At 63.7% G+C, this 22,604-nt stretch carries 28 protein-coding genes and 1 pseudogene; 10 read left to right on the top strand and 19 right to left on the bottom strand.

The features are described from left to right. Positions 1 to 67 precede the first annotated feature (67 nt). Both ACVWWD_RS05510 and ykgO read right to left on the bottom strand, forming a co-directional pair. On the bottom strand, positions 68 to 715 hold the full coding sequence (locus ACVWWD_RS05510; RefSeq protein WP_352551132.1) for a tetratricopeptide repeat protein: 648 nt from the start codon (positions 713 to 715) through the stop codon (positions 68 to 70). 110 nt (positions 716 to 825) lie between these two features. Beyond that, a complete protein-coding gene (ykgO, locus tag ACVWWD_RS05505) occupies positions 826 to 951 on the bottom strand; it encodes a type B 50S ribosomal protein L36 (protein WP_006327841.1) in 126 nt (41 codons plus the stop codon). A 241-nt stretch (positions 952 to 1,192) separates the two neighbouring features. Between ykgO and ACVWWD_RS05500 the strand changes: the two genes are divergently transcribed. Then, positions 1,193 to 1,612, top strand: coding sequence for a lysozyme inhibitor LprI family protein (locus ACVWWD_RS05500; RefSeq protein ID WP_023773944.1), 420 nt, complete (start codon positions 1,193 to 1,195; stop codon positions 1,610 to 1,612). A gap of 12 nt (positions 1,613 to 1,624) precedes the next feature. Here the strand turns inward: ACVWWD_RS05500 and ACVWWD_RS05495 are convergent, their stop codons facing one another. The 11 genes and pseudogenes from ACVWWD_RS05495 to ACVWWD_RS05445 form a co-directional block, all read right to left on the bottom strand. Further along, a complete protein-coding gene (locus ACVWWD_RS05495) occupies positions 1,625 to 2,701 on the bottom strand; it encodes a 5-(carboxyamino)imidazole ribonucleotide synthase (RefSeq protein WP_352551134.1) in 1,077 nt (358 codons plus the stop codon). After that, positions 2,698 to 3,195 (bottom strand): 5-(carboxyamino)imidazole ribonucleotide mutase, encoded by a 498-nt coding sequence (purE, locus tag ACVWWD_RS05490; RefSeq protein WP_023773946.1) that lies wholly within the window; start codon positions 3,193 to 3,195, stop codon positions 2,698 to 2,700. The genes ACVWWD_RS05495 and purE overlap by 4 nt, the downstream gene beginning before the upstream one ends. 99 nt (positions 3,196 to 3,294) lie before the next feature. Next, on the bottom strand, positions 3,295 to 4,206 hold the full coding sequence (locus ACVWWD_RS05485) for an anti-sigma factor family protein (protein ID WP_352551136.1): 912 nt from the start codon (positions 4,204 to 4,206) through the stop codon (positions 3,295 to 3,297). Continuing rightward, positions 4,203 to 4,744, bottom strand: a pseudogene (locus ACVWWD_RS05480) (sigma-70 family RNA polymerase sigma factor). Before ACVWWD_RS05480 ends, ACVWWD_RS05485 begins: the two are co-directional and overlap by 4 nt. Before the next feature lie 43 nt (positions 4,745 to 4,787). Continuing rightward, positions 4,788 to 5,009, bottom strand: a complete 222-nt coding sequence (locus ACVWWD_RS05475; protein WP_352551140.1) for a hypothetical protein — start codon at positions 5,007 to 5,009, stop codon at positions 4,788 to 4,790. Positions 5,010 to 5,144: 135 nt separating this feature from the next. Continuing rightward, positions 5,145 to 6,350 carry an aminotransferase class V-fold PLP-dependent enzyme gene (locus ACVWWD_RS05470; RefSeq protein WP_352551142.1) on the bottom strand — a complete coding sequence of 402 codons (1,206 nt, stop codon included), beginning with the start codon at positions 6,348 to 6,350 and terminating at the stop codon, positions 5,145 to 5,147. A 25-nt stretch (positions 6,351 to 6,375) separates the two neighbouring features. Then, the gene (locus ACVWWD_RS05465) at positions 6,376 to 6,837 is read right to left on the bottom strand and encodes a RidA family protein (protein WP_023773951.1); all 462 of its coding nucleotides are present in this window, start codon (positions 6,835 to 6,837) and stop codon (positions 6,376 to 6,378) included. 37 nt (positions 6,838 to 6,874) lie between these two features. Further along, positions 6,875 to 7,669, bottom strand: a complete 795-nt coding sequence (locus tag ACVWWD_RS05460) for an amino acid ABC transporter ATP-binding protein (RefSeq protein WP_023773952.1) — start codon at positions 7,667 to 7,669, stop codon at positions 6,875 to 6,877. Positions 7,670 to 7,674: 5 nt separating this feature from the next. Further along, positions 7,675 to 8,325 (bottom strand): amino acid ABC transporter permease, encoded by a 651-nt coding sequence (locus ACVWWD_RS05455; protein WP_352551146.1) that lies wholly within the window; start codon positions 8,323 to 8,325, stop codon positions 7,675 to 7,677. Between the two features lies 1 nt (position 8,326). Further along, the gene (locus tag ACVWWD_RS05450) at positions 8,327 to 8,992 is read right to left on the bottom strand and encodes an amino acid ABC transporter permease (RefSeq protein WP_352551148.1); all 666 of its coding nucleotides are present in this window, start codon (positions 8,990 to 8,992) and stop codon (positions 8,327 to 8,329) included. Positions 8,993 to 9,065: 73 nt separating this feature from the next. Further along, positions 9,066 to 9,896 (bottom strand): transporter substrate-binding domain-containing protein, encoded by an 831-nt coding sequence (locus ACVWWD_RS05445; RefSeq protein WP_174361987.1) that lies wholly within the window; start codon positions 9,894 to 9,896, stop codon positions 9,066 to 9,068. A 170-nt stretch (positions 9,897 to 10,066) separates the two neighbouring features. On the opposite strand from ACVWWD_RS05445, the gene ACVWWD_RS05440 reads away from it, so the two are divergent. Continuing rightward, positions 10,067 to 10,855 carry an IclR family transcriptional regulator gene (locus tag ACVWWD_RS05440; protein WP_031241699.1) on the top strand — a complete coding sequence of 263 codons (789 nt, stop codon included), beginning with the start codon at positions 10,067 to 10,069 and terminating at the stop codon, positions 10,853 to 10,855. Between the two features lie 33 nt (positions 10,856 to 10,888). Here ACVWWD_RS05440 and ACVWWD_RS05435 read toward each other — a convergent pair whose 3' ends face one another. Further along, positions 10,889 to 11,092: a YdcH family protein gene (locus ACVWWD_RS05435; protein WP_015315337.1), complete on the bottom strand. Its 204-nt coding sequence runs from the start codon at positions 11,090 to 11,092 to the stop codon at positions 10,889 to 10,891. A 238-nt stretch (positions 11,093 to 11,330) separates the two neighbouring features. On the opposite strand from ACVWWD_RS05435, the gene ACVWWD_RS05430 reads away from it, so the two are divergent. The 4 genes from ACVWWD_RS05430 (at position 11,331) to ACVWWD_RS05415 (ending at position 14,828) form a co-directional block, all read left to right on the top strand. Next, the gene (locus tag ACVWWD_RS05430; protein WP_015315338.1) at positions 11,331 to 11,510 is read left to right on the top strand and encodes a YdcH family protein; all 180 of its coding nucleotides are present in this window, start codon (positions 11,331 to 11,333) and stop codon (positions 11,508 to 11,510) included. 330 nt (positions 11,511 to 11,840) lie between these two features. Beyond that, positions 11,841 to 13,091: a flavodoxin-dependent (E)-4-hydroxy-3-methylbut-2-enyl-diphosphate synthase gene (ispG, locus tag ACVWWD_RS05425; RefSeq protein ID WP_023773956.1), complete on the top strand. Its 1,251-nt coding sequence runs from the start codon at positions 11,841 to 11,843 to the stop codon at positions 13,089 to 13,091. A 5-nt stretch (positions 13,092 to 13,096) separates the two neighbouring features. Then, positions 13,097 to 13,951: a lytic transglycosylase domain-containing protein gene (locus ACVWWD_RS05420; protein WP_352551153.1), complete on the top strand. Its 855-nt coding sequence runs from the start codon at positions 13,097 to 13,099 to the stop codon at positions 13,949 to 13,951. Between the two features lie 10 nt (positions 13,952 to 13,961). Beyond that, complete coding sequence (locus ACVWWD_RS05415; RefSeq protein ID WP_352551155.1) at positions 13,962 to 14,828, top strand: Stf0 family sulfotransferase; 867 nt, start codon at positions 13,962 to 13,964, stop codon at positions 14,826 to 14,828. A gap of 13 nt (positions 14,829 to 14,841) precedes the next feature. Here the strand turns inward: ACVWWD_RS05415 and ACVWWD_RS05410 are convergent, their stop codons facing one another. Beyond that, positions 14,842 to 17,181 carry a response regulator gene (locus tag ACVWWD_RS05410; protein WP_352564203.1) on the bottom strand — a complete coding sequence of 780 codons (2,340 nt, stop codon included), beginning with the start codon at positions 17,179 to 17,181 and terminating at the stop codon, positions 14,842 to 14,844. Positions 17,182 to 17,293: 112 nt separating this feature from the next. Next, positions 17,294 to 18,211: a polyprenyl synthetase family protein gene (locus ACVWWD_RS05405; protein WP_023784526.1), complete on the bottom strand. Its 918-nt coding sequence runs from the start codon at positions 18,209 to 18,211 to the stop codon at positions 17,294 to 17,296. 219 nt (positions 18,212 to 18,430) lie between these two features. Here ACVWWD_RS05405 and ACVWWD_RS05400 point away from each other — a divergent pair, with 219 nt between their 5' ends. The 3 genes from ACVWWD_RS05400 to ACVWWD_RS05390 all read left to right on the top strand — a co-directional run bounded on the left by ACVWWD_RS05400 (position 18,431) and on the right by ACVWWD_RS05390 (position 20,172). Continuing rightward, the gene (locus ACVWWD_RS05400; protein WP_031248212.1) at positions 18,431 to 19,192 is read left to right on the top strand and encodes a biosynthetic peptidoglycan transglycosylase; all 762 of its coding nucleotides are present in this window, start codon (positions 18,431 to 18,433) and stop codon (positions 19,190 to 19,192) included. 141 nt (positions 19,193 to 19,333) lie between these two features. Then, complete coding sequence (rpmF, locus tag ACVWWD_RS05395) at positions 19,334 to 19,516, top strand: 50S ribosomal protein L32 (protein ID WP_008834724.1); 183 nt, start codon at positions 19,334 to 19,336, stop codon at positions 19,514 to 19,516. Positions 19,517 to 19,770: 254 nt separating this feature from the next. Beyond that, a complete protein-coding gene (locus ACVWWD_RS05390; RefSeq protein ID WP_023773963.1) occupies positions 19,771 to 20,172 on the top strand; it encodes a hypothetical protein in 402 nt (133 codons plus the stop codon). 9 nt (positions 20,173 to 20,181) lie between these two features. Here the strand turns inward: ACVWWD_RS05390 and ACVWWD_RS05385 are convergent, their stop codons facing one another. The 3 genes from ACVWWD_RS05385 to ACVWWD_RS05375 all read right to left on the bottom strand — a co-directional run bounded on the left by ACVWWD_RS05385 (position 20,182) and on the right by ACVWWD_RS05375 (position 21,607). Further along, a complete protein-coding gene (locus ACVWWD_RS05385) occupies positions 20,182 to 20,613 on the bottom strand; it encodes a GlcG/HbpS family heme-binding protein (protein WP_457102942.1) in 432 nt (143 codons plus the stop codon). A 162-nt stretch (positions 20,614 to 20,775) separates the two neighbouring features. Beyond that, positions 20,776 to 21,009, bottom strand: a complete 234-nt coding sequence (locus tag ACVWWD_RS05380; protein ID WP_023773965.1) for a hypothetical protein — start codon at positions 21,007 to 21,009, stop codon at positions 20,776 to 20,778. A gap of 76 nt (positions 21,010 to 21,085) precedes the next feature. Then, positions 21,086 to 21,607 (bottom strand): winged helix-turn-helix transcriptional regulator, encoded by a 522-nt coding sequence (locus ACVWWD_RS05375; RefSeq protein WP_352550710.1) that lies wholly within the window; start codon positions 21,605 to 21,607, stop codon positions 21,086 to 21,088. A 92-nt stretch (positions 21,608 to 21,699) separates the two neighbouring features. Between ACVWWD_RS05375 and ACVWWD_RS05370 the strand changes: the two genes are divergently transcribed. Next, the gene (locus ACVWWD_RS05370; protein WP_352550708.1) at positions 21,700 to 22,536 is read left to right on the top strand and encodes an alpha/beta fold hydrolase; all 837 of its coding nucleotides are present in this window, start codon (positions 21,700 to 21,702) and stop codon (positions 22,534 to 22,536) included. Positions 22,537 to 22,604 lie beyond the last annotated feature (68 nt).

The raw sequence follows: 22,604 nt of genomic DNA, 5'->3' as shown, positions 1-22,604 counted from the left end.
AATGCAGGGGGATAAGTTGTGAGGCAGTAGCGCTGGCTCCAGCGCCCAATGGCTATTTCCTGATCTATCAAATGCCTTCGCCGGCAAGCTCTTCCGACAGGGTTGCGACCTGGTTCTGGGCGCTGCGCATCATCGGGTAGATGGCCAGCACCTTCTGCCAGGCCTCGAGCGCCGATTGCTTGTGGCCGGTTTCGGCCATGATCTGGGCCAGGCCCGACAGCGCGCCGAAATGGCGTGGCTCGAGCTGCAGCGTGCGGTCGATGTCGGCCATCGACTTGCCGTAGTTCTTCATCATGAAATGAACGGTGGCGCGACGGTTCCAGCCTTCGGCGTAGCTTGGCTGCAACGTCACCACCTGGTCCAGGAAATCGAGCGCGACGTCGAACTTCTGCTCGTTCATCGCCTTTTGCGACCACTGCATCATCAGGTCGATCGAGGCGCTGCCGGACTGGAACCATTCGTTCCAGATGTTGCCGGCAATGCGCTCGGCGGCCTTTTCGTTGCGCTCGCGCTTCAGTTCGGAGAACAGTTTGTCGAGCCGGGCCTGTTTCGTCATCGGCGTGGCCGGAGTGTCCGGAGCCGCTGGCTGGGCATCGGCGGGCGCCGGCTGACCATCCGCGGCCGCCAGCGCGATCGGCCGATCACCGGCTTGGGTCGGCAGGGAGATGACGCCGGAAACCAGCAAAGTCGTCAAGAATACAAAAATAATCCGCATCGCCCGAGTTTAATCCCGGGCGGCGGAACATCAAAGTGACTTTAGCATGGGAAGGCCGGCTGGCCGACAAGCATCATGGGCGGAGGCGAAAAAAGCCTCCGGCCGAAAACTCAACCCTGGCGCGCCTTGTAGCGCGGGGCGGTCTTGTTGATGATGTAAACGCGGCCCTTGCGGCGAACCAGCTGGTTGTCGCGGTGACGCGCCTTCAACGCCTTGAGCGAATTCTTGATCTTCATGGTCTTGCCTGTCGGTCTGGACCCGGTCCGGGTCGAATTTTTAAGGCGCGCCAGAAGACGCGCCTTTTGAACGGTGGGTGGCTCATAAACGAGGAGACTTGCCCATGTCAACCGTAAGTCAACCGCAAGCGTGCTCCATGTCCTGATATCATCAAATATCCGCCATGTCCGCCCCGTGGCATTGCGCGGCCATGAGCCGGCTGGGATGATGCAGTTTATCTCAAGTGATTTGGGGACGACCATGCGCCGAATATCCCTCTCCGCCTGCCTCGTCATCCTGGCGGCGAGCTCGGCTGTCCGAGCGCAGGAATGCGACCGCTCCGACGACAGCCAGCAGATGATGAATATCTGTGCCGGCGAGGAATATCAGGCGGCCGACGCCAGGCTCAATGCGACCTATCAGGCGCTGATCGGCTCCGATGATGCCGACGGCAAGAGATTGCTTCAGGTGGCACAACGCGCCTGGATCAGCTTCCGGGATGCGGAATGCGCGCATAACACCGCCGCCAGCCAGGGCGGGTCCATCCATGCGATGGAGGTCTCGCAATGCCTGACCAGGCTGACCGATGATCGCATCAAGCAGCTCGCCGCCTCCGCCAATTGCGAGGAAGGCGATGTAAGTTGCGCCAGCCCCGACGCGGACAGCGACGAGGTGCAATAGGCGTGTCTGGTATCAGCCCCGGCGGCTGATGCGGGTGAAATGACCCATCTTGCGACCGGGCCGGGCCTCGGCCTTGCCGTAGAGATGCAGCATCAGGTCGGGCTCGGCGAGCAAGGCGGGAACGCGCAGCACGTCGTCGCCGATCAGGTTCTGCATCACGCAATCGGAATGACGGTTCGAGCTTCCCAATGGCAGGCCGGCAATGGCGCGGATATGCTGCTCGAACTGCGAAACGATGCAGGCGGCTTCGGTCCAATGGCCGGAATTGTGGACGCGGGGGGCGATCTCGTTGGCCAGCAGCGAGCCGTCGGCCAGTACGAAGAACTCGACACCGAGGACGCCGACATAGTCGAGCGCCGACAGGATTTTCGTCGCCGCGTCTTTCGCGTCCCGCCCGGTTGCCGGCGCAACGCCGGCCGGCAAGGTCGATGTGTGCAGAATGCCGTCGCGGTGCACATTCCAGGCTGGATCGTAGGCGGCGACAGTGCCGTCCAGCCCTCGCGCGGCGATGACGGAAATCTCGCGCTGGAACCGCACGAAGCTTTCCAGGATCAGCGGCACATCGCCCATCGCCTCGCAGATGCCGGCGAAACCGCCGGCTTCCATGTTGCGGAAGACGCGCTGGCCCTTGCCATCGTAGCCCATTCGCCGCGTCTTCAGGATGCCGCTGCCGCCGAATGCCTTCAGCGCCGCCGCCAACTCCTCGTCGGTGTCGACTTGATGGAACGCGGCTGTGGCGATGCCGATGCCGTTGAGGAATGTCTTTTCGTTCACCCGGTCCTGCGCCACGTCAAGCGCGCGCGGCGGCGGATAGACCGGCACTTTGGCGGCAAGCGCGGTTGCGGCGGCGACCGGCACGTTCTCGAACTCATAGGTGACGACGGCGCTTGCAGCCGCCAGTTCGGCAAGCGCGGCCGGGTCGTCATAGGCGGCCGTGATCTGCCGGTTGGCGACCTGTGCCGCCGGGCAATCCGGTTGAGGCTCCAGCGCGATGGTGCGGTAGCCTAGCCGGGCGGCGGCCATTGCCAGCATGCGGCCAAGCTGGCCGCCGCCAATGATGCCGATGGTCGATCCGGCGGGCAGGCTCACGGCGTGTCCGTCGGTTCGGCCGCGACCTTGGCGGTCTGCGAGGCGCGCCAGGCATCGAGGCGCTGGGCAAGCTTGTCGTCGTTGAGCGCCAGCACGGCGGCGGCCAGCAGGGCCGCGTTGGCCGCACCAGCCTTGCCGATGGCCAGCGTTCCCACAGGAATGCCGGCCGGCATCTGGACGATCGACAGCAGCGAATCCTGGCCCGACAGCGCCTTCGATTCCACCGGCACGCCGAACACCGGCAGTGGCGTCATCGCCGCCGTCATGCCGGGCAGATGCGCGGCACCGCCGGCGCCGGCGATGATGACCTTGTAGCCGGCGGCCTTGGCGCCCTTGGCGAACTCATAGAGCCGGTCGGGCGTGCGGTGCGCCGAAATGATCAGCCGTTTGTGGGGCACACCAAGCGCCTCCAGCGTCTCCGCTGCCTGACGCATCGTCGCCCAGTCGGATTGGCTGCCCATGATGATGGCGACGTCGGCGCGTTGATCGTCCAAGCTTCTGCTCCCCGGCGACAAAGGCGCGCCTTAGCGGAATTCGCGCGGGGCCGCAAGGATTTCAGGCCATCGACGAGATGCCGACGGCCACGTTCCGACTCATACCGCCGCCTTGCGGAAGCGAGCGACGAAGTCGTCGAGTTCGGGGCGCTCCATGTCGGAGATCGCCCAGTAGGAGAAGGCGCCGTCGCTCCAGTGCACCATCGAAAAGCCGCCGGAGGAAAGATCGTCCGGCTGGGTGGTCTTGCCGCCCTGCTGCGGCTCGGCGACCAGCGTGATCAGGTGCTCGCGGTGGCGGTAGACCAGTGCCGGCACCGGCCGGCCCGACATCACCTCGACCCGGCCGCCGATGAGGGCGAAACCGTCCTGGGCAAGGTCCGGCGCCGGCGGCGAGACGCCGATGCGGGCGTCGAGCCACGGTTTGACCGTATGGCGGTCGGAGGAAACGATGTCGATCGGGCTCGCGGCGAGCAGGCTGCGACGATGGCCGCTGGCGACGGCCGCCGCCAAGCCGTCTTCGGCGCCGTTGAACATCACCCATTGCGTCGCGCCGCTGGCCAGCACCGCGCTGATCATGATCGACGCCGCCATGGCGCGCCAGTCGAACGAGCCGAAGCGGCTTGCCCTCGGCGATCTCCGCGCCAGCGAAGGACGCGTCCCGGCTTCACGCCGCTGGCCTGCGCCAGCGCCCGCAATCAAGCCCGGCAGCGCCGGCGGCGTGCCGCGCTGCGGCTGCGCCACCTCTGCGTGATCCTGCCGTTCGGTATCCGCCACGCCGATCGCCGCGATGCGGGCCCGAAAGGCGTCGCTCACGTCGGGGCGCGGCAAGCGGCTGACCGCGCCTCGCAAGGCAAGGATGCGGGCATGCTCGGCGGCAAGCCGGGGATCGACGGCGATGCGACGCTCCACGGCAAGGGCCGCCGCCGCATCAAGCTCGCCATCAACAAGGGCGTGGATCATCAGTCTGATACCTTCGGGATCATTGGGCAGTCCGTCGTCATGGCTGGTCATGGCGCTCTCCCCAGTTCGGATGCCAGCAGGCCGCGGGCGCGGGCCAGCCTGGACATCACCGTACCCATCGGCACGTCGAGCATGGCCGCTATCTCGCGATAGCTGAGGCCGTTAATGTCGCGCAGCACCGAGCGTTTCGCGAAACGGCTGCGGCAGGGCGGCGATCGCCGCCTCCAGTGCCGCCGTGTCGGCCCTGGCGATCAGGCTCGCTTCCGGACCGTCCTCCTCCGGTAGGCTGGTGCCGTGGGCCCGCCGCCATGTCGTCGAGATCGCCGAGGTCGCCGACGGCCATCATGGCGCGCGGCCGATTGCGCGCCATCCAGGTGTAGGAGGTGTTGCGCACGATAGTCAGCAGCCAGGCGCGGGCATTGCCGCCAGCGTAGCCTGATATGCCGGCATGAGCCTTGATGCAGGCGTCCTGAACGACATCCTCGGCGTCGGCGGCATTGCCGGTCAGCCAGCGGGCAAGCGCCAGCGCATCGCCGAGATGCGGCAGCACTACGTCGCTGAAACGCTCCGCCAGGGCCCTGTCGCTCAAAGCAGCACCATGATCCCCTCCGGAGCGGACAGACCGTGCCGCCTCAAGATGCGACAGCGATTTCGCCTGGCTTGCAGGAGCAAAGCCTCCGGAAACGCGCAAAGTCGTCTGCCTTGCTGAAAGTGAGTTCATCCGCGTCACCAGTGTCAAGCGCAATGAAAAAGAAGGGCGCCATAGAGGAGGGACTGATGACGATCATGCTCGGCAGCGCATGACGGCAGCTGATGTCGCAGCCGTGTCCGCTGTGCTCGCGATGATGGGGCATGCCAGTCTCCTCGACGCCAGCCGTGGCGTATGTCGAGGAGACTTGTTGAAGAGACGATTTATTCCCGCGCCGGCAAATCCGGTTGTTCACAGTCGCGTGATCAGCCGGGTGCCTTCGGCATGGCCGGTTCAACGATCAATCCGGCCAGCGCAAGACGCCTGACGAATCCTTGCGAGCGACCTTCATCGCGTCGGCCGGGCGCTCCTTTGCGGTCAGCACGGCGCGCAGCCGTTCGGCGACGATCTCCGCCTCGCCGGGGTGAAGGTTGCAGGGGTCTAGGAAGAAATGGCCGCGCTCGACCTCGTGGTTGCGCACGATGATCGGCGGCGAGCCGGCGGCAAGGACAGAGGCAAGACCGGCGGCGGTGAAGCGGCTTTCGGGCGATATGAAGATTTGTAGGCGGTCGAGCGGATTGGCGGTGGGGTCGGGAATGATGATGGCGGCGATGCCGGGCAATCCCTGCAGCGCGTCCTTCCACAGATTGAGTGCTGCCTCCTCGCGCCGGCGGATGCCGGCATGATCGCGCTTCTCCCAGGCTTCGAGTGCCGCCATGGTGCCGGCGATGCTTTCCTTGCCGACCTTCATGGCGCGCGCGACGCCGCGGTTCTGCAGATAGGCGGCCCGCACCAGGTCCTTGCGGCCGGTGACGATGCCGCTGGTCGGTCCGCTCAGGAATTTATGGCCGCTGTAGATGACGACATCGGCGCCGCGCGCCAGAAAACCGCGCAGGTCATACTCGGACGCGGCGTCGACGATCACAGGCACGCCCTTGGCATGGCAAATCTCGCAGAATTCCTCCAGCGACAGCATGCCGTATTGCACGGTGTGGTGGGCGACGACATAGAGGCCTGCGGCCGTACGCTCGTTGATCGCCTCGCGTACATGATAGTCCTGGGTCACGCTGACCGTGCCGGCTGGCACCACCCTGGCGCCGGCGACGCGGACCGACTGGTCGATCGGGGCGCCGTAATTGACGATGTGGCCGAGCTGGATGACGACCTCCGATTTGAGATCGCCGGTGTCGTCGGGCAGGCGCTCGATGGCGAGCAGGTTGGTTCCGGTCATCGCACCGGCGATCGCCATGGTGATGCCGCTGGCGCAGCAGGCGGTGATGAAGCCGGCCTCGCCGCCGGTGAGGCGTGCGACGACCGTGCTCGCGGCGCGCTGCAGATCGTCCATTTCCACCCATTGCGAGGCCATTTCGGCCATGGCGGAGATTGCTTCCGGGACGATAATGGAGGCGCCGAGCGCGGTCATGGTGCCGGAGACGTTGATGATCGGCCGCAAGCCCAGCCGCTCGCGGATGGTGGTGTTGGAGCCGGTATCGGAAGAGGTTTTCATGTGAGCTAATCCCGTGGGTGGCAGGTCAGGCGGCGATCTCGACGACCGCTTCGATTTCGACGGTGATGTTTCCAGGCAGAGAGCCGGCGCCGATCGCCGAGCGGGCATGGCCGCCGATCTTGTCGAAGACATCGGCGAATAGGTCCGAGCAGCCATTGACCACTTTCGGGTGGTCGCTGAAGGTCGGCGTCGCGTTGACGAAGCCGAGCAGCTTGACGACGCGCACGATACGGCCGAGATCGCCGGCGGCGGCATGCATGACGGCAAGCAGGTTGAGCCCGGTCAGCCGTGCATGCTGATAGGCCTGCTCGACCGTCACGTCCTCGCCCACCTTGCCGGTGCAGAGCGTGCCGTCGGCGCGCAGCGGCCCCTGGCCGGAGAGGAAGATCAGCCGCCCGCTCTCGGCATGGGTGACGAAGTTGGCGATGGGCGTCGGCGGCTCGGGCAGCGTCAGGCCGAGTTCGGCGAGCCTGATATAAGGCGTCATGGATAAAGGCTCCTTGGGCGGCTTTGGCCGCCTGAGTTTAGAAATGCGAGGCGCGGAAGCGCGCCAGGAAAGTGCGGAGGCGCTCGTTGCTGGTCTCCGCCGCGAGGATCTCCTTCGGCGGCCCGACGGCGCTGACGCCGCCATCGGCCATGAAGACGATGCGGCTCGAAGCGTCGCGGGCAAAGGCCATTTCGTGGGTCACCATCAGCATGGTCATGCCGTCCTCGGCGAGGCTCCGCACCACTGCCAGCACCTCGCCGACGAGTTCGGGATCGAGCGCGGAGGTGATCTCGTCGAGCAGCAGGATCTTCGGCTCCATGGCCACGGCGCGGGCTATGCCGACGCGCTGCTGCTGGCCGCCGGAGAGTTCGGCCGGCAGGCTGTCAGCCTTGTGGCCAAGGCCGACGCGCCCGAGCCAGTGCTCGGCGATCGATCGCGCCTCGGCATCCCTTTTTCCGCGCACCTTGGTCAGACCCAGCATGATGTTGCCGGCCGCCGTCAGGTGAGGGAAGAGGTTGAAGCTCTGGAACACCATGCCGGTCTCGGCGCGCATGGCGGCAAGATCGCGCTCGCTGCGGCGCTGGCGCGTTCCGGCCTCGCGAAAACCGACCTCCTTGCCGTCGATGCGGATCGAGCCGCTGTCGTAGCTCTCCAGAAAGTTGACGCAGCGCAGCAGCGTGGTCTTGCCGCTGCCGGAAGGGCCGATGACGGTCACCACCTCGCCGCGCTTCACCTGAAGGCTGACGGAGCGCAACACCTCGACGGCGCCGAAGGCCTTGGAGACATCGCGCACGTCGAGCAGCGCGGGACTGGCGTTTGGGGCTTCGGACATCGTTGCTATTCCCGGATGAAGGAGAAACGCCGCTCAAGCCGCCGGCTGGCGAGCGAGAGTGCGTAGTTGACCGCGAAATAGAGGAGCGCGCCCAGTATATAGAGCGGCATCGCTTCGTAGGTGCGGCCGATGACCTGGTTGATGGCCTGCATCAAATCGGTGATGCCGAGCAGCGACACCAGCGCGCTGCCCTTGACCGCGTCGGTGACGCCATTGATCCAGGGCGGCAGGAAGCGCCTGAAGGCCTCCGGAAAGATGACGTGGGTGAGCCTCTGGCGAAAGGTCAACCCGATCGCCATCGCGGCTTCGGACTGTCCCTTCGGGATCGAGCCGACCGCGCCCCTGAGGTATTCGATGACCTGCGCCGTTTTGAACAGGGTGAGTGCGGAGACCGCGGCCCAGAACGACGGCAGATGCAGCCCGATCGCGGGCAGGCCGTAATAGACGAAGAACATAAGCACCAGGATCGGAATACCGCGAATGGTGTCCGAGAAGATGCGCACCGCCCAGCGCAAAGGAGCGGGACCATAGACCAGGCCGACGCCCAGCAGGACGCCGGCGATGAGCGACAGCACCACGACCAGCAGCGACACCCACAAGGTCACGGCGAAGCCTTCGGCAAGGAAGGGCAGTGCGTAGAGGATCTGGCTCAGCATGTCAGCGCGCCGCCCTGAATCGGCGCTCGACGAGCCGCAGCCCGAAAAGCAGCGCATAGCCGGTTACCAGATACATCGCCGTGGTGACCAGGTAGACCTCGACGATGCGGAATGTGTTGAAGTTGATCCACTGGGCGCCGAAGGTGAGTTCGGGCACCGAGATGACCGAGGCGATCGAGGTGTCCTTGAACAGCGAGATGAAAGTGTTGGAGAGCGCCGGCAGCGTGATGCGCAGCATGGTCGGCAGACGCACGTGCAACAGCCTTTGCCACGGCGTCAGGCCGATCGCCTTGCCGGCGTCGAGCTGGCCGCGCGGGACAGCCTCGAGCCCGGAGCGAAACACCTCGACCAGATAGGCGCCGCTATAGACCGACAGGGTCAATACAAACGAGGTTGGTGCGCTGTAGGCTAGGTCGACCACGGTCGGCAGGCCGTAGAAGACGAGATAGACCAGCAGGATCAGCGGCACGTTGCGGATGAATTCGACATAAGCGGCGATCAGCGCCCGCACCACGCGTCCGGCCGAGACGTACCAGACCGCCAGCACCAGCCCGATGACGACGCCGATGGCGATCGAGATCACGGCAAGCTCGAGGCTGAGCAGCAGGCCGCCCCAGAGCTTGTCGAAGTGCCGCCAGATCAGGTTGAAGTTAAGGGCATAGCCCATGCATCCGCCTCGGTGTGAAGGACCTCGAGTCGATTGCGGAAGAGCGACAACGCCACCCTTCCGCAATCCGGGATCAGATGACCGGGAAGCCCGGGTGACGCGCCGGCGGCTCCTGGCCGAAATAGTCCTTGAAGGCGGCGTCATAGAGCGCTGATTCATGGCCGAACATGGCGATGGTGAAAGTCTGGTTGACGAAGGTCAGCCAGTCCAAATCGCCTTGCCGCAGTGCGGCGCCGTAAAGCATCGAATACCAGCTCTTGCCGGCATCGAAATACTTGTCGGGATTGCGCGAGGCGAGCCAGCGCACGGTGGACAAGTCGACCGCGGCGGCGTCGGCGCGCTTGGATTCCAGCGCCTGCAGCACGTTCGCCTGGGTGTCGATCTGCAACACCTGGGCCTGCGGCAGAGCGTAGTGGACCGAGCTTTCGGCGTCGACATTCTGCAGGATGGAAATGCGTGTCGCCGAACCACCGGCCAGCAGCTTGTCGAAGGTCTTGTTCTCGGCGGTCGGCAGGGTCAGCAAGGCAACGCCTTCGACATAGTAGGGCCGGGAGAAATTGATCAACTGCGAGCGCTGCGCCGTCATGGTCATGAACTGAATAGTAATGTCGACCTTGTTGGTGGTCACGTTGGGAATGCGCTGGGCCGGATCCTGCATGACGAACTCGACCTTGGTCGGGTCGTCGAAAAGGCCCTTGGCGAGAATGCGGCCCATGGTGATGTCCATGCCGACCAGTTCGCCGGCATCGTTCTCGAAATGCCAGGGTGCGTTGGTGCTGCCGGTCCCGACAATCAGCTTGCCTCTGTCGAGCACGGTGCGCAACAGGCTGTCGGATGCGGCCTGTGCGGCGGCCTTCTGCGCATCGACGGCTGCCAGGACGCCGGCCGTGGCAAGTCCCGCCATTCCCAATTTCAGAAAATCACGTCTTCCGGATGTGTCGTTCACGGCGACCTCCTTTCGTGTTGTGTTCCCCTATGCACAGGCCATACACGCGGCAATGATTATCACAGGTTGTCTATTACAAGAGACACATGTATCCTGTACAAGACAGATACTAGCACCGGGAATCGACAATGCAAGATGGGAGTGTTTTGGCTGCTTCGGCCGACGAGAAGGTACCGGGCTCTCGTGAAAAGGGCCTCAACCGGGTCCTGGAGATCCTGGAGTTCCTTCACACTACGCAGCGTGCGATCGGGATTGGTGATCTCGCCAAGGGCGTCAATGCGCCGCGTTCGACCACCTACACGCTGGTGCGGTCGCTGGTCGATGCCGGCCTCCTGGAAATGGCCGGTGATGGCAATCGCGTCTATTTCGGCAAGAAGCTCTACCTCTACGGCATGGACTATGTGCGCGGCAACGATTTGTTGCGGCGCGGGCGCCAGGAGGTCGATCATCTGTCGCGCGAGACGGGCGAGACCTCGGAATTGTGCATGCTGCAGAGCGGCCGCTATACGATCGTCCATTCCAGCCCTGGTAGCAGGCCGTTCCGCATCAGTTCGGCCACTGGCTTGCAGATACCGCTGCCCTGGACCGCGTCTGGCCGGCTATTGCTTGCGGGGCAGGATAGAGCCGCGGTCGAAGCCATGGTGTCTGATGACGATCTCGTGCTGCCTGACGGGCGCAAGCTGCGGCTCGACGATTTCATCGCCGACATCGCAAGGGCAGGGGTAACCGGCTACTGCGTCACCTCGGGCCTGGTCGACGCTTATACGAAATGCCTCGCCGTGCCGGTTTTTTCAGCGCCAGGCAAGGTCGAGGCGACGATGTGCCTGGTGGTTCCGATCGATACGTCGGAGGAGCGCACCGCCGATCTCATCGGCCTGCTGCGCGGCCGCGCCGCTGGGCTCTCGATCGGCGCATAGGCGGAAAGCGCCGGCGGCGCGGGCGCTCGCGTCTCAGGCGATGATGTCTGGAATGATCCTGTCTTCCAGCTTCATCAGCCGGTCCTTGAGGAACAGCTTCTTCTTTTTCATGCGCTGGATCTGCAGCGGGTCGCAATTCATGGCGATCATCGCGTTGATCGCGGCGTCGAAATCGGCGTGTTCCTGCTTCAGCCGGGAAAATTCGAGGCGAGTATCGGCCTGTTCCTGATCGGACATTCTCTACCGTCTGCACGTCTGCGGCGCCCAAAACTGGGCCTGGTTGGGCGGGGGCGGCAATTTCTGCCACCGGCGCGCAGCCCATATCACATTTCACGTTGTCGTGGAATGCTACCACGCAGCATTCGACATCGCCGCTCGATGGTGGCACACTGTCATTGTGCCGTCACAGATACGACCTGCGGTGGACGTGCCTAGGCGGCTGCAATCGAGGAAACCATGAAAGGGAGAACCAATCATGTCTCTTGCATCCCATCTTGATGAGTTGCAGCGGAAACACGGCGACATCGAACGCGAAATCGATGACGCGATGAACCACCCGTCGGTTGACGACCTCGAAATCGGAAATCTCAAGCGACGCAAGCTGGCACTCAAGGATGCGATTGAGAAACTGAGGGCGCAACCAACCACGCATTGATCCTCACCTGACATAGCCGCTCACCACTGGCGGTCTTCCTTACCGGCGGCGCCAGCCGCCGGTGCAGTGATTGCGATTTTCAGCGCTGCACCATAAGCGGAAACTAATATCCTTCGGACCTATTTTGCCCACCTGGCCGCCGCCAGGTCGTGTGCTGTTCAGGTCCCGGCCGTGACCAATTGCTGCCAGTGGCGACCTGTCGCCATTGACAAGCCATCCTTGCTCCTCCACCTCATGCCGGACTTCAGCGCATCGGCCCGGCTTGTGCGTCCAGGTGGACGCATGCGCTTCAAGAGAGACGCATAGCGCTCAGAGACAAAGGCTGCCGGCATGACCGGATATTTTTCTTCTCCCTTCCCCCGCCGCACCTCGGTCGGCGTCGATGTCGGCGGCGTGGTCGTCGGCGGCGGCGCGCCGGTGGTCGTTCAGTCGATGACCAACACCGACACTGCCGATATCGACCAGACAGTCGCGCAGGTCGCGGCGCTGCACCGCGCCGGCTCCGAGATCGTGCGCATCACCGTCGACCGCGACGAGAGCGCGGCCGCCGTGCCGCGCATTCACGAGCGCTTGCTGCGGCTTGGCATCAACGTGCCGCTGGTCGGCGACTTCCACTATATCGGCCACAAGTTGCTCGCCGATCATCCGGCCTGCGCCGAGGCGCTGGCCAAATACCGCATCAATCCGGGCAATGTCGGCTTCAAGGACAAGAAGGACCGGCAGTTCACCGATATCGTCGAAATGGCGATCAAGCACGACAAGCCGGTGCGTATCGGCGTCAACTGGGGTTCGCTCGACCAGGAGCTTCTCACCCGGCTGATGGACGACAACCAGGACAAGGGTTTCCCGCTGACGGCGCAGGAAGTGACGCGCGAGGCGATCGTGCAGTCGGCGATCCTGTCGGCCGAGATGGCCGAAGAGATCGGCCTTGGCCGCGAAAAGATCATCCTGTCGGCCAAGGTCAGCGGCGTGCAGGACCTGATCGCCGTCTACACCGAGCTTGCGACGCGTTCCAACCATGCGCTGCATCTCGGCCTCACCGAGGCCGGCATGGGCTCCAAAGGCATCGTCGCGTCCTCCGCGGCCATGGGCATCCTCTTGCAACAAGGCATCGGCGACACCATCCGCATCTCGCTTACGCCGGAGCCGAATGGTGATCGCACCCGCGAGGTGCAGGTGTCGCAGGAACTGCTGCAGACCATGGGATTCCGGCAGTTCGTGCCGATCGTCGCGGCCTGCCCCGGCTGCGGCCGCACCACCTCCACCGTGTTCCAGGAACTGGCGCAGAACATCCAGGCGGACCTGCGCAAGAACATGCCGGTGTGGCGGGAGAAATACCCGGGCGTCGAGAACCTCAAGGTCGCGGTGATGGGCTGCATCGTAAACGGTCCCGGTGAATCCAAGCATGCCGATATCGGCATTTCGCTGCCCGGCACCGGAGAAACGCCGACCGCGCCGGTCTTCGTCGACGGCAAGAAGGCGGCGACGCTGCGCGGGCCGTCGATCGCGGCGGATTTCGAGAAAATGGTCGCTGACTATATCGAGCAACGGTTTGGTCGCGGCAAGGCTGCGGCAGAGTAGGCCAGATGCGGCGTTTCCCCTGGGTGGCGCTGATTGTCCTGTGTGGTATGGCCTGGTCGACGCTTGCCCAGGCGGATCCACCGCAATCGGCCAAGCAGCGGCTGATCGACAAGGTCTGTAACCTGATCCAGGCGCATGCCGACCAGAACGGCCTGCCCCGGGATTTCTTCGCCCGCCTGATCTGGAAGGAAAGCCGGTTCGACCCCAACGCGGTGAGCCCTGTCGGCGCCGAAGGCATCGCCCAGTTCATGCCGGGCACCGCCAAGATGCGGGGGCTGGAAAATTCCTTCGACATCAACCAGGCGATTCCGGCGTCGGCTAGATATCTCGCGGAAATGAAGGCCGGCTATGGCAATCTCGGTCTGGCGGCCGCTGCCTACAATGCCGGCGAGAGCCGGGTGTCGCGCTGGCTGAATTCTGGTGGCTTCCTGCCGATGGAGACGGAAAGCTATGTCTTCGACGTGATGGGCGAGCCGGTCGACAAGTTCACCGACCGGGCCTATGCCGGCAAAGTCGAGCCACTCGATGCCAAGCTGGATTTCGCGGTCGCCTGCCGCAAGCTGCCGGTGATCATGTCCAGAACCGTGGCGATGGCCTCAATCAATATCAAGCCATGGGGCATCCAGGTGGCGGGCAATTTCCGCCGCAGCGCCGCGATCGGCCAATGGCTCAGGGTGCGGGGCCGTTTTCCGGCTCTGCTTGCCGGGCATGATCCGGTGGTCAGCCGAGTGCGTACGCCGATCGGCCGGCGCGGCATCTACGCGGTCCGCATCGGCATCGACGACCGCGCCGCCGCCAATGTCATCTGCCAGAAACTGCAAAGCATCGGTGGCGCCTGCGTGGTGGTGCGCAACCGGTAGCCTAGGAGGGTTGGGCTGCACGGGCTCACGCCGCTTGAATGCGCCATCGTATCCAGCAACGATTTCAGCTATAGCGGCGCCGGGCCGGTGGGCTGGCCCGCCTTCGACAGCTACAGGGACAGCGATGTTCGACGCGTACATTATCTGCGGCACGCCTAGAACCGGCAGTACCTTGCTGTGCAAACTGCTGGCGGCCACCAGAACGACCGGCGATCCACACTCATTCTATCGGCGGCAGGATGTGTCGGAGTGGGCCGAAGAATGGAACCTGCCCCCTCGCGACCTGATGGGCGAGCCTGAATTCCAGCTTGCGTATCTCAATGCGGCGATCGATGCCGGCAAGGGTGGTACGGAAATCTTCGGTCTGCGCCTGATGCGAGAAAACCTGGACGAGCTTTCAGCGATCCTCGACCGGACCTTTCCGGGGCTTGCGTCGGACAAGGCGCGTTTCGAAAGGGCTTTCGGTCGCGTTCTCTATGTGCATCTGTCGCGTGAGAACAAGCTTGCGCAGGCTGTCTCCCTGGTCAAGGCGGAGCAGACCGGCCTTTGGCACGTCGCTTCCGATGGAACGGAGATCGAAAGGGTCGGATCGCCAGGAGAACCACGGTACGACTTCCAGCGTATCAGGGATGAAGTCGCCAAGCTCGAAGCCTATGACGCAGCGTGGAACACATGGTTCGCCGAGCAAGACATAACGCCGCTGCGGATTGGCTACGAGTGGCTTTCAAGCAGCCCGGCGGCAACGCTGATTTCCATCTGTCAGGCCTTGGGCCTACAGCCGCCGAACGCCGGGGATGTGAAACCGGCTGTCGCGAAGCTCGCCGACGCGACAAGCCTCGACTGGATGCGCCGCTACCATCTGGACGCAACCGTCTGACGCCGGACGGAGTTCAGGCCGTCTTGGCCACCACCGTCTCGCTGAGCCAGGTGCCGATCTTGGCGCCGAGTCGATCGGGCGAAACGGGCTTGGGCAGATAGTCGTCCATGCCGGCCTCGATGCACTTGTCGCGGTCGCCCTTCAGCGCATGCGCGGTGACGCCGATGATGGGGATGTGGCCACCCGACGATGCCTCGATCGCCCGGATGGCGCGTGTCGCCTCGTAGCCGTTCATTTCCGGCATCGAGACGTCCATCAGAACCAGCCTCGGATGCAGCGACCGGTACATCTCGACCGCCGTGCGGCCATTGCCGGCGATGCGGTAGCTCAAGCCCAGCCCATTGAGGATCTGGCCGAACACCATCTGGTTCACGTCATTGTCCTCGGCGATGAGGATGTCGATCGGGATGTTCGGCGCGGCATTCGATTCCGGCACTGCCGCGATCGGCATGGCGGGGCCGCGGATAACCGTGAAGGCCGGCGGCGCCGGCTGAGGCATCGGTTGGATCGGTTCGCGAATGAAGTGCGCCTTGCCGACCTGCGAACGCGCCTTCTGGATGACCGAGATGACGGTGCCGAGCAGGACCGCCGAGCGCGCCGGCTTGGTCAGATGCGCCGATATGCCGAAGTCGATGATCATCTTGCCGAAATCGACCTGGTCGACCGAGGTCAGGATAACGACCGGGATGGTGGACAGCCGGCTGTCGGCGGCGATGGCCCGGGCGACATCGGCGCCGTTCATGCCGGGCATCTGATAATCGAGGATGATGCAGTCGACGCTGGCGCCGAGCTGGCAGGCGCGATCGAGGAAGGCGAGGCCAACCGCGCCGCTTTCGGCGGCGGCGCAGTCGAAGCTCCAGCTTCTGAGCTGTTCGAGCAGGATCTCGCGGTTGACCGGATTGTCATCGATGACCAGCACACGCGCACCGGTGACGTCGACCGGCACGATGGCGTCGCGCGCCTCGGCGCGGTGGACCGGCAGCGGCACGGCGAACCAGAAGACGGAGCCGCGGCCGATCTCGCTCTCGACGCCGATCTTGCCGGCCATCAGGTCGACGAGACGGGCGGCGATGGCGAGCCCAAGGCCGGTGCCTTCATGACGGCGGGTCGACGAGCCATCGACCTGGGCGAACTTCTCGAACACGTTCTGCAATTTCTCGGCCGGGATGCCGATGCCGGTGTCCTCGACGCGCAGCTTGAGCTGGACGACGTCGTTGACGGTTTCGCCGCCGACATCGATCAGCACATGGCCCTTCTCGGTGAATTTCACCGCATTGCCGACCAGGTTGGTGACGATCTGCCGGAAGCGGCCGGCGTCGCCGACCACATAGGCCGGCAGCCTGGGGTCGACGCGCACGATAAGTTCCAAGTTCTTCTCGGCGACACGCGCCGAGACAAGCGTCGCCACATCCTCCACCGCTTCCGAGAGGCGGAAGGGGGCTGGGTCGAGCGTCAACTGCCCGGCATTGATCTTCGAGAAGTCGAGGATGTCGTTGATGATGGTGAGCAGCGCGTTGCCCGACTTGACGATAACGTCGGTGAACGTCTTCTGGCGCGGGTTGAGCTCGGTCTTGGCCAGCAATTCGGCCATGCCGAGCACGCCGTTCATCGGTGTGCGGATCTCGTGGCTCATATTGGCCAGGAATTCCGACTTGGCACGATCGGCGGCCTCTGCCTTGAACAAGGATTCGGCAGACTGGGCGAAGGCGCGACGGATTGCCTGTTCCATCGGCCGGAAGATCCAGAAAGCGACGATGCCCAGGACGGCAAACAACAGGCCGCTGGCCCACAAAAGCAGCCGGTCGCTAGAGGCATCCGCCTGATGGCGTTCGTCGTCCATCGCGGTGCGGACACGCACCAGCATGGGCTGAACGAACAGGTCGTTCTGGTTGCGGATCTCGCGAGGGCTCCATTCATCGGTCTTTTGCGCCACCGACATCAGGTTGAAGTTGCGGACCATGTCTCGCGGCGACCAGAACAGGTCGCCATTGACCGAAGCGGCTGCGAGCTCGCTGACGGTCTTGGCCGACAGGCGCGGGCGGATCGCGGCGAGCTGGGCGGTCAACGTCTCGATCTCGCCGGTCAGCCGCTCGGAATGGTCTCGCGCCGAAGCTGTCAGCGCATCGCGCGTCTCGATCCGCCAGGCGGAACTGGTTGTCTCGGCGAAGCTGGTGGCGTTGCGCAGATCGCGGGTAAAAATGACGAGATTGCTGCTCAGCGCATCGATTTCATGGCGCAAGGAATTGACGCGATTGAGCGAAACCATGATGGCGGCTGAAGCCAGCGCGAAAACCAACAATCCTGAAAGATAACGTATCCGGACGGACCGGATGAAGGAAGAATATTCCGGCATGCGCAACCCCAACACATACGCATCATTCTAAGGATCGGGATTACGCTTCATTTACATTAAGATTTCGTTGGCACAACCGCAGGTGCACCGCGCAACCCATATGAGCCTGCCGTCAGCTGTTACGGGTTGCGACGAAGATCGCCGCGGCCTTTAGCAGGGCGGCCTTTTCGCCATAGGGTTCGAGCAGCGCGTGCGCCTGGCCGACGAGGCCGTCGAGCTGCTTGCGTGCCCAATCCGCGCCGTGCAAGGCCACCAGCGTACCCTTGCCCGCGGCGGCATCCTTGCCGGTCGCCTTGCCCATCTGCTTGGCGTCGGCCGTCAGATCCAGCAAGTCGTCGGCCAGTTGGAAGGCTAGGCCGATCGCCGAACCGAACTCGGCAAGCCTTTCCAGGTCATCCGGCTGTGCGCCGGCCAGGATCGCACCCGCCTCGCAGGCGAAGCGGATCAGTGCGCCGGTCTTCATCGCCTGCAATGTTATGATGCCGGCCTCGTCCGGTCGCACCTGCTCGGCTTCGAGGTCCAGTTTCTGGCCGCCGACCATGCCACCGGCCCCGGCGGCGCGGGCGAGCGCCAGCACCAGGGCTGCGCGGCGCCCCGCCGGCAGCGTCGTCGCTTCGCCGGCGATGATGTCGAAGGCCAGAGTCAATAAGGCGTCGCCGGCCAGGATGGCAGTGGCTTCGTCAAAGGCCTTGTGCACGGTCGGCTGGCCGCGGCGCAGGTCATCATCGTCCATGGCCGGCAGGTCATCGTGGATCAGCGAATAGCAATGCACGCATTCGAGCGCCGCCGCGACACGCAATGCCGCTTCGCCATCGGCGGAAAACAGGGCGGCACTTTCCATGACCAGGAAGGGGCGCAGGCGCTTGCCGCCGTTCAACACGCCATGGCGCATCGCCGCCATCAGACGATCGGGCCGCGCGATCTCGCCCGAAAGCGGTCGGTCGTCGAGCAAGCGGCGCAGCATCACCTCGACGGCGGCCGCGCGCCTAATGAGCGCCATTTCGAACGCCATTTCGTCGTCATTCGTCATGGCCGGGACCGGTAGCCGACACTCAGACGTTGCGCAAGAAGGCAAGCGCCATTATGCCGGGGCAGTAAGAGCCCGTTTGGAAACTCATCTCCTGCGGTCATCTGAAGGTGTTTTCCGCGCTTCCGGTGTTCACGTACTCGAATGTACGCTCCGCTCCGGTTCTCGAAAACACCGTCACATGACTGACAGCCAGTTTCAAAACGAGTTCTCTGGCATGGGTTGGGCGGCTTGGCGGAACCGATCGTCGATCATGAGACCGAAAAGCTGGACATGGCGACGAGATCGCGAGGCGTGAGCCGCCGCAGTCTCAGGCGCTGGGTCCGGCGCGGCATCGTCGTGGCCGCCGTGCTGGCGCTTATCCCGGTGGTGCTGACCTTTCTCTACCTACCGTTCTTCGTGCATCCTGTATCGACGCTGATGCTGAAGGACCTTGCGACATTCTCCGGCTACGACCGGCGCTGGGTGTCGATCGATGACGTCGCGCCTGTGCTCGCCCATTCCGTCATCATGTCGGAGGACGGGCAGTTCTGCTTTCACCGCGGCGTCGACCTCGGCGAACTCAGGGGGGTCGTCGACGATGCGCTGGCCGGCGAGGCGACGCGTGGTGCCTCGACCATCACCATGCAGACGGTGAAGAACCTCTTCCTGTGGTCGCGGCCGCTGGGCTCTGTGCGCAAGGTCATCGAACTGCCGCTGGCCGTCTATTTCGACGCGGTGATGTCGAAGCGGCGCATTATGGAGATCTACCTCAACATCGCCGAGTGGGGACCCGGCATCTACGGCATCGAGGCGGCGGCGCAGCACCATTTCGGCATTTCGGCAAAGCAGCTGTCCAGACGGCAGGCGGCCCTTCTCGCCGTCACGCTGCCCAATCCGATCGCCCGCAATCCCGCAAAACCAGGGCCGGGTTTGAGAAGGCTCGCCAATCTGATCGAGCGGCGCGCCGGCCGCTCCGGCGCCTATGTCGGCTGCCTAGACTAGCCGGTATAAAAAAGATTCACCGCGGTGCTGGCCAAAACGGTGTCAGGCGTGTATAGGCACCCGACTTTCTCAGATTTAGGCCCCGACATGGCCCTTTCACGAGGGCGGGCGGGGCTTTTGACCATGTAGTGGAGCACATCCATGGCCGTTCCGAAACGCAAAACCTCTCCGTCCAAGCGCGGCATGCGCCGCTCGGCCGACGCCCTCAAGGCCCCGACCTATGTCGAGGACAAGAACTCCGGCGAAATGCGCCGCCCGCACCACATCGACCTGAAGACCGGCATGTATCGCGGTCGCCAGGTGCTGACGCCCAAGGAAAGCTGAGACCAGCTTTTCCGAAGGCTAGACTATAGCTACAAAAGACCGGCGTTTGGCCGGTCTTTTGCGTTTGGCCTCGCCGTGCGCGCCGGCTACTTCAAGCGCTGAGTTTTCGTCTCTCGTTTTTCATGTCGGCCGGGCAACCGGCTGACATGGTTATTGCATCCGGTATTCGACCGTGTTTGCGGCCGTGCACGAAAAATCTTGACGCCGTGCCTGTGGGGCATTCTACAGAAGGTGCCCCCATATGGAGACGCCAGATGTTCGGTGCCGTCCCGCTTTTGATCGTGCCTTTCGTGCTCTACAATCTCGGCCTGCTCGGTATATTCGGCGGCGGCGACGATCCGTGGGCGAGCGAGATGTTCTCGTTCCGCATGATGTCGGGCGGGGTGTTCTCGATGACGCTCGGCGACCTGATCGTGCTGATCGGGCTGATTTTTCTCTTCCTTGAAATGGTGAAGTCGGCGCGCACAACCACCGCCTCGATCATGGACCATCTGTTGTCGACGCTTGTCTTCGTTGCCTTCCTGGTCGAGTTCCTGCTGGTGAAGGGTGCCGCGCACTCCATCTTCTTCACGCTGATGATCATCGCGCTGTTCGACGTGCTGGCCGGGTTCGCGGTGTCGATGCGGTCGGCCAGCCGCGACATCAATTTGAATTAGACCGGAGCCTCAGCCCGGATCGGCGGTGAAGCCGGCGGCTTCGATGTCGGCAATCGCGGCCGCCTCGTCATTGTCCGACGTGTCGCCGGAAATGCCTACAGCGCCGACGACACTCCCTGCCTTGTCGCGGATCAGCACGCCGCCGACGACCGGCAGCACGCGTCCCCCCGAAACGTCGGAAATGCCGGCAACCAGATGCGGGCGCTCCTTGGCGAAGGCCTCGACCTTGCGCGAGCCCATGCCGATCGCCAGCGCGCCATAAGCCTTGCCGGCCGACATTTGCGGGCGCAGGAACGAGGCTCCGTCCTGGCGCTGGAAGGCGACCAGGTGCCCGCCAGCGTCGAGCACCGAGACGCCGAGCGGCTTGAGGTTGAGATCGGCGCCCCTGGCGAAGGCGGCATTTATGATCTCGACGGCTTTTTCGAGCGACAGCGCGGTCATGGCAATCTCCTGTTGAACAGCCCAATCATCGCCTGCCAGCCGGACCAGGCAATCCCGCTTTCGGTTGAAATTGCTTCCTGCGAAGCAGCGGGATTAAAGGCGCGCCTGTCGGATGCGTCACGACCGCTCGATCCAGGACGAGGCATTGGCAGAGAGACGGGGTTATTTTTTCTTGGCGCGAGCCGGCTTCTTGGCAGGTGCAGCAGGCGCGTTGGCTAGATCTTCGGCTTCCTTCGCCAGCCGCAGCGCCCGCAGCTTGTCGGTCTTGGCCTTGCGGGCATCGCTCTCGGCGACGTATTCGGCCATGGCTTTCTGCCGGACCGTCGCCGCCTCTTCCTGCTTCTTGAAGCGCAGATCGGCACGCGCGCGGGCAGTGTCCCTAGAGTTCTCAACCAAGAGTCTATCCTATCCCGTGAAGTGTGATTTCCATCCTTTGTAGCAGAGCCGGCCTTTCAACGGGGAAAATAGTTGGTCAGGCAGCCGGGCTGGTGTTGCGGGCCTTTTCGGTAACCACCGCTTCATAGGCGGCCTGCAGCGTCGCGCGGACGGAGGAGCCGGCCGCAGTATCGAGGGGTGTGCCGAGATGCTCATCGCGCAATTCGTCCATGAATTTCTCCCACATTGGAGGGCCGCCCTTTTCCAGGAGTTCGGCACGGATCGAGAGTTCCTCGCTGGTCGGCAGCCAGACGCGGCCCCAGGCGCCGAGATGGGCGAGGATGGGCACCAGCGTGATGGCCATCTCGGTCAGGCTGTAGATCGCCTTCTGCTTGTGGCTGGGGTCGTCCGCCTTGGTCAGCATGCCGAGCTCCATCAGCCGCTTCAAACGGTCGGCGAGGATGTTGGAGGCAATGCCTTCCATCGACCCGTTGAGCAGCTCGCGAAAATGGCGCCTGCCGCCAAAAATCATGTCGCGCAGGATGATCAGGCTCCAGCGGTCGCCGAACACCTCGAGCGAAAGGTTGATCGGGCAGCCGGACCGGCGATCGAGGGTCATCCGATTTTCTCCACAAAACCGGTTGCATTATCGTATCGGTTTTAATATCGTGCAACCGATTGCAAAATGCAATCAGTTTAGGAGGCCATGAAATGACGAGCAATGATCGTCCCGAGATCGTATCCGAAGCCTTTGGCGATCGGGCCGATCCCGCCCTGCTGCTGATCATGGGCGCGATGGCCTCGATGCTGTGGTGGCCGGAGGCGTTTTGCCGGAAGCTCGCGGATGCCGGCCTTTACGTGATCCGCTACGACAATCGCGATACCGGCCGGTCGACCAAATATCCGGTGGGACAGCCGCCCTACACTTTCGACGACATGGCTGACGACGCGATAGCCGTTCTCGACAGCCATGGCATCGGCAATGCGCATGTCGCGGGCATGTCGATGGGCGGCATGATCGCGCAGCTTGTCGCGCTCCGGCACCCTTCGCGCGTCGCTTCGCTGACCGTGATCAGCAGTTCGCCCGTGGGCACCGACACTTCGCATCTGCCGCAAACGACCGACGCCTATATGGAGCATTCGGCCTATGGGGCCAAAGTCGACTGGGCGGACCGCCGCCAAGTCATCGACTTCATGGTCAGCGATGCACGCGCGATCGCCAGCACCGCGCATCTGTTCGACGAGACCGGGATGAGGGCATTCATCGAGCGGGATTATACCAGGTCCGGCGGCTTGCTCAGCGCCACCAATCACTTCATGCTCAACGGCAATGACCGATGGAAGGGTCGTCTGCACGAACTGGCGGCGCCGCTTCTTGTCATCCACGGCACGTCGGATCCGATCTTTCCGGTCGAGCATGGCGAGGCCCTGGCCCAAGCTGTTGCCGGCGCGAAACTCATTCGTGTCGAAGGCGGCGGTCACGAACTGCATCCGGATGACTGGCCTGATTTTGAAGCTGCCATCATCGAGCATGTTCGATCCAGCTGAGACTTCGCGGGCGGCCCTTGACGAGCGAGGCCTGCCGCAATAGTTAAGGAAATGCTTCAGTGTTGCCG

It is taken from the genome of Mesorhizobium sp. URHB0026 (assembly GCF_054059755.1).
The sequence above is the reverse complement of the archived record's forward strand: the minus strand, read 5'-3'. Positions and strand labels throughout refer to the sequence as shown.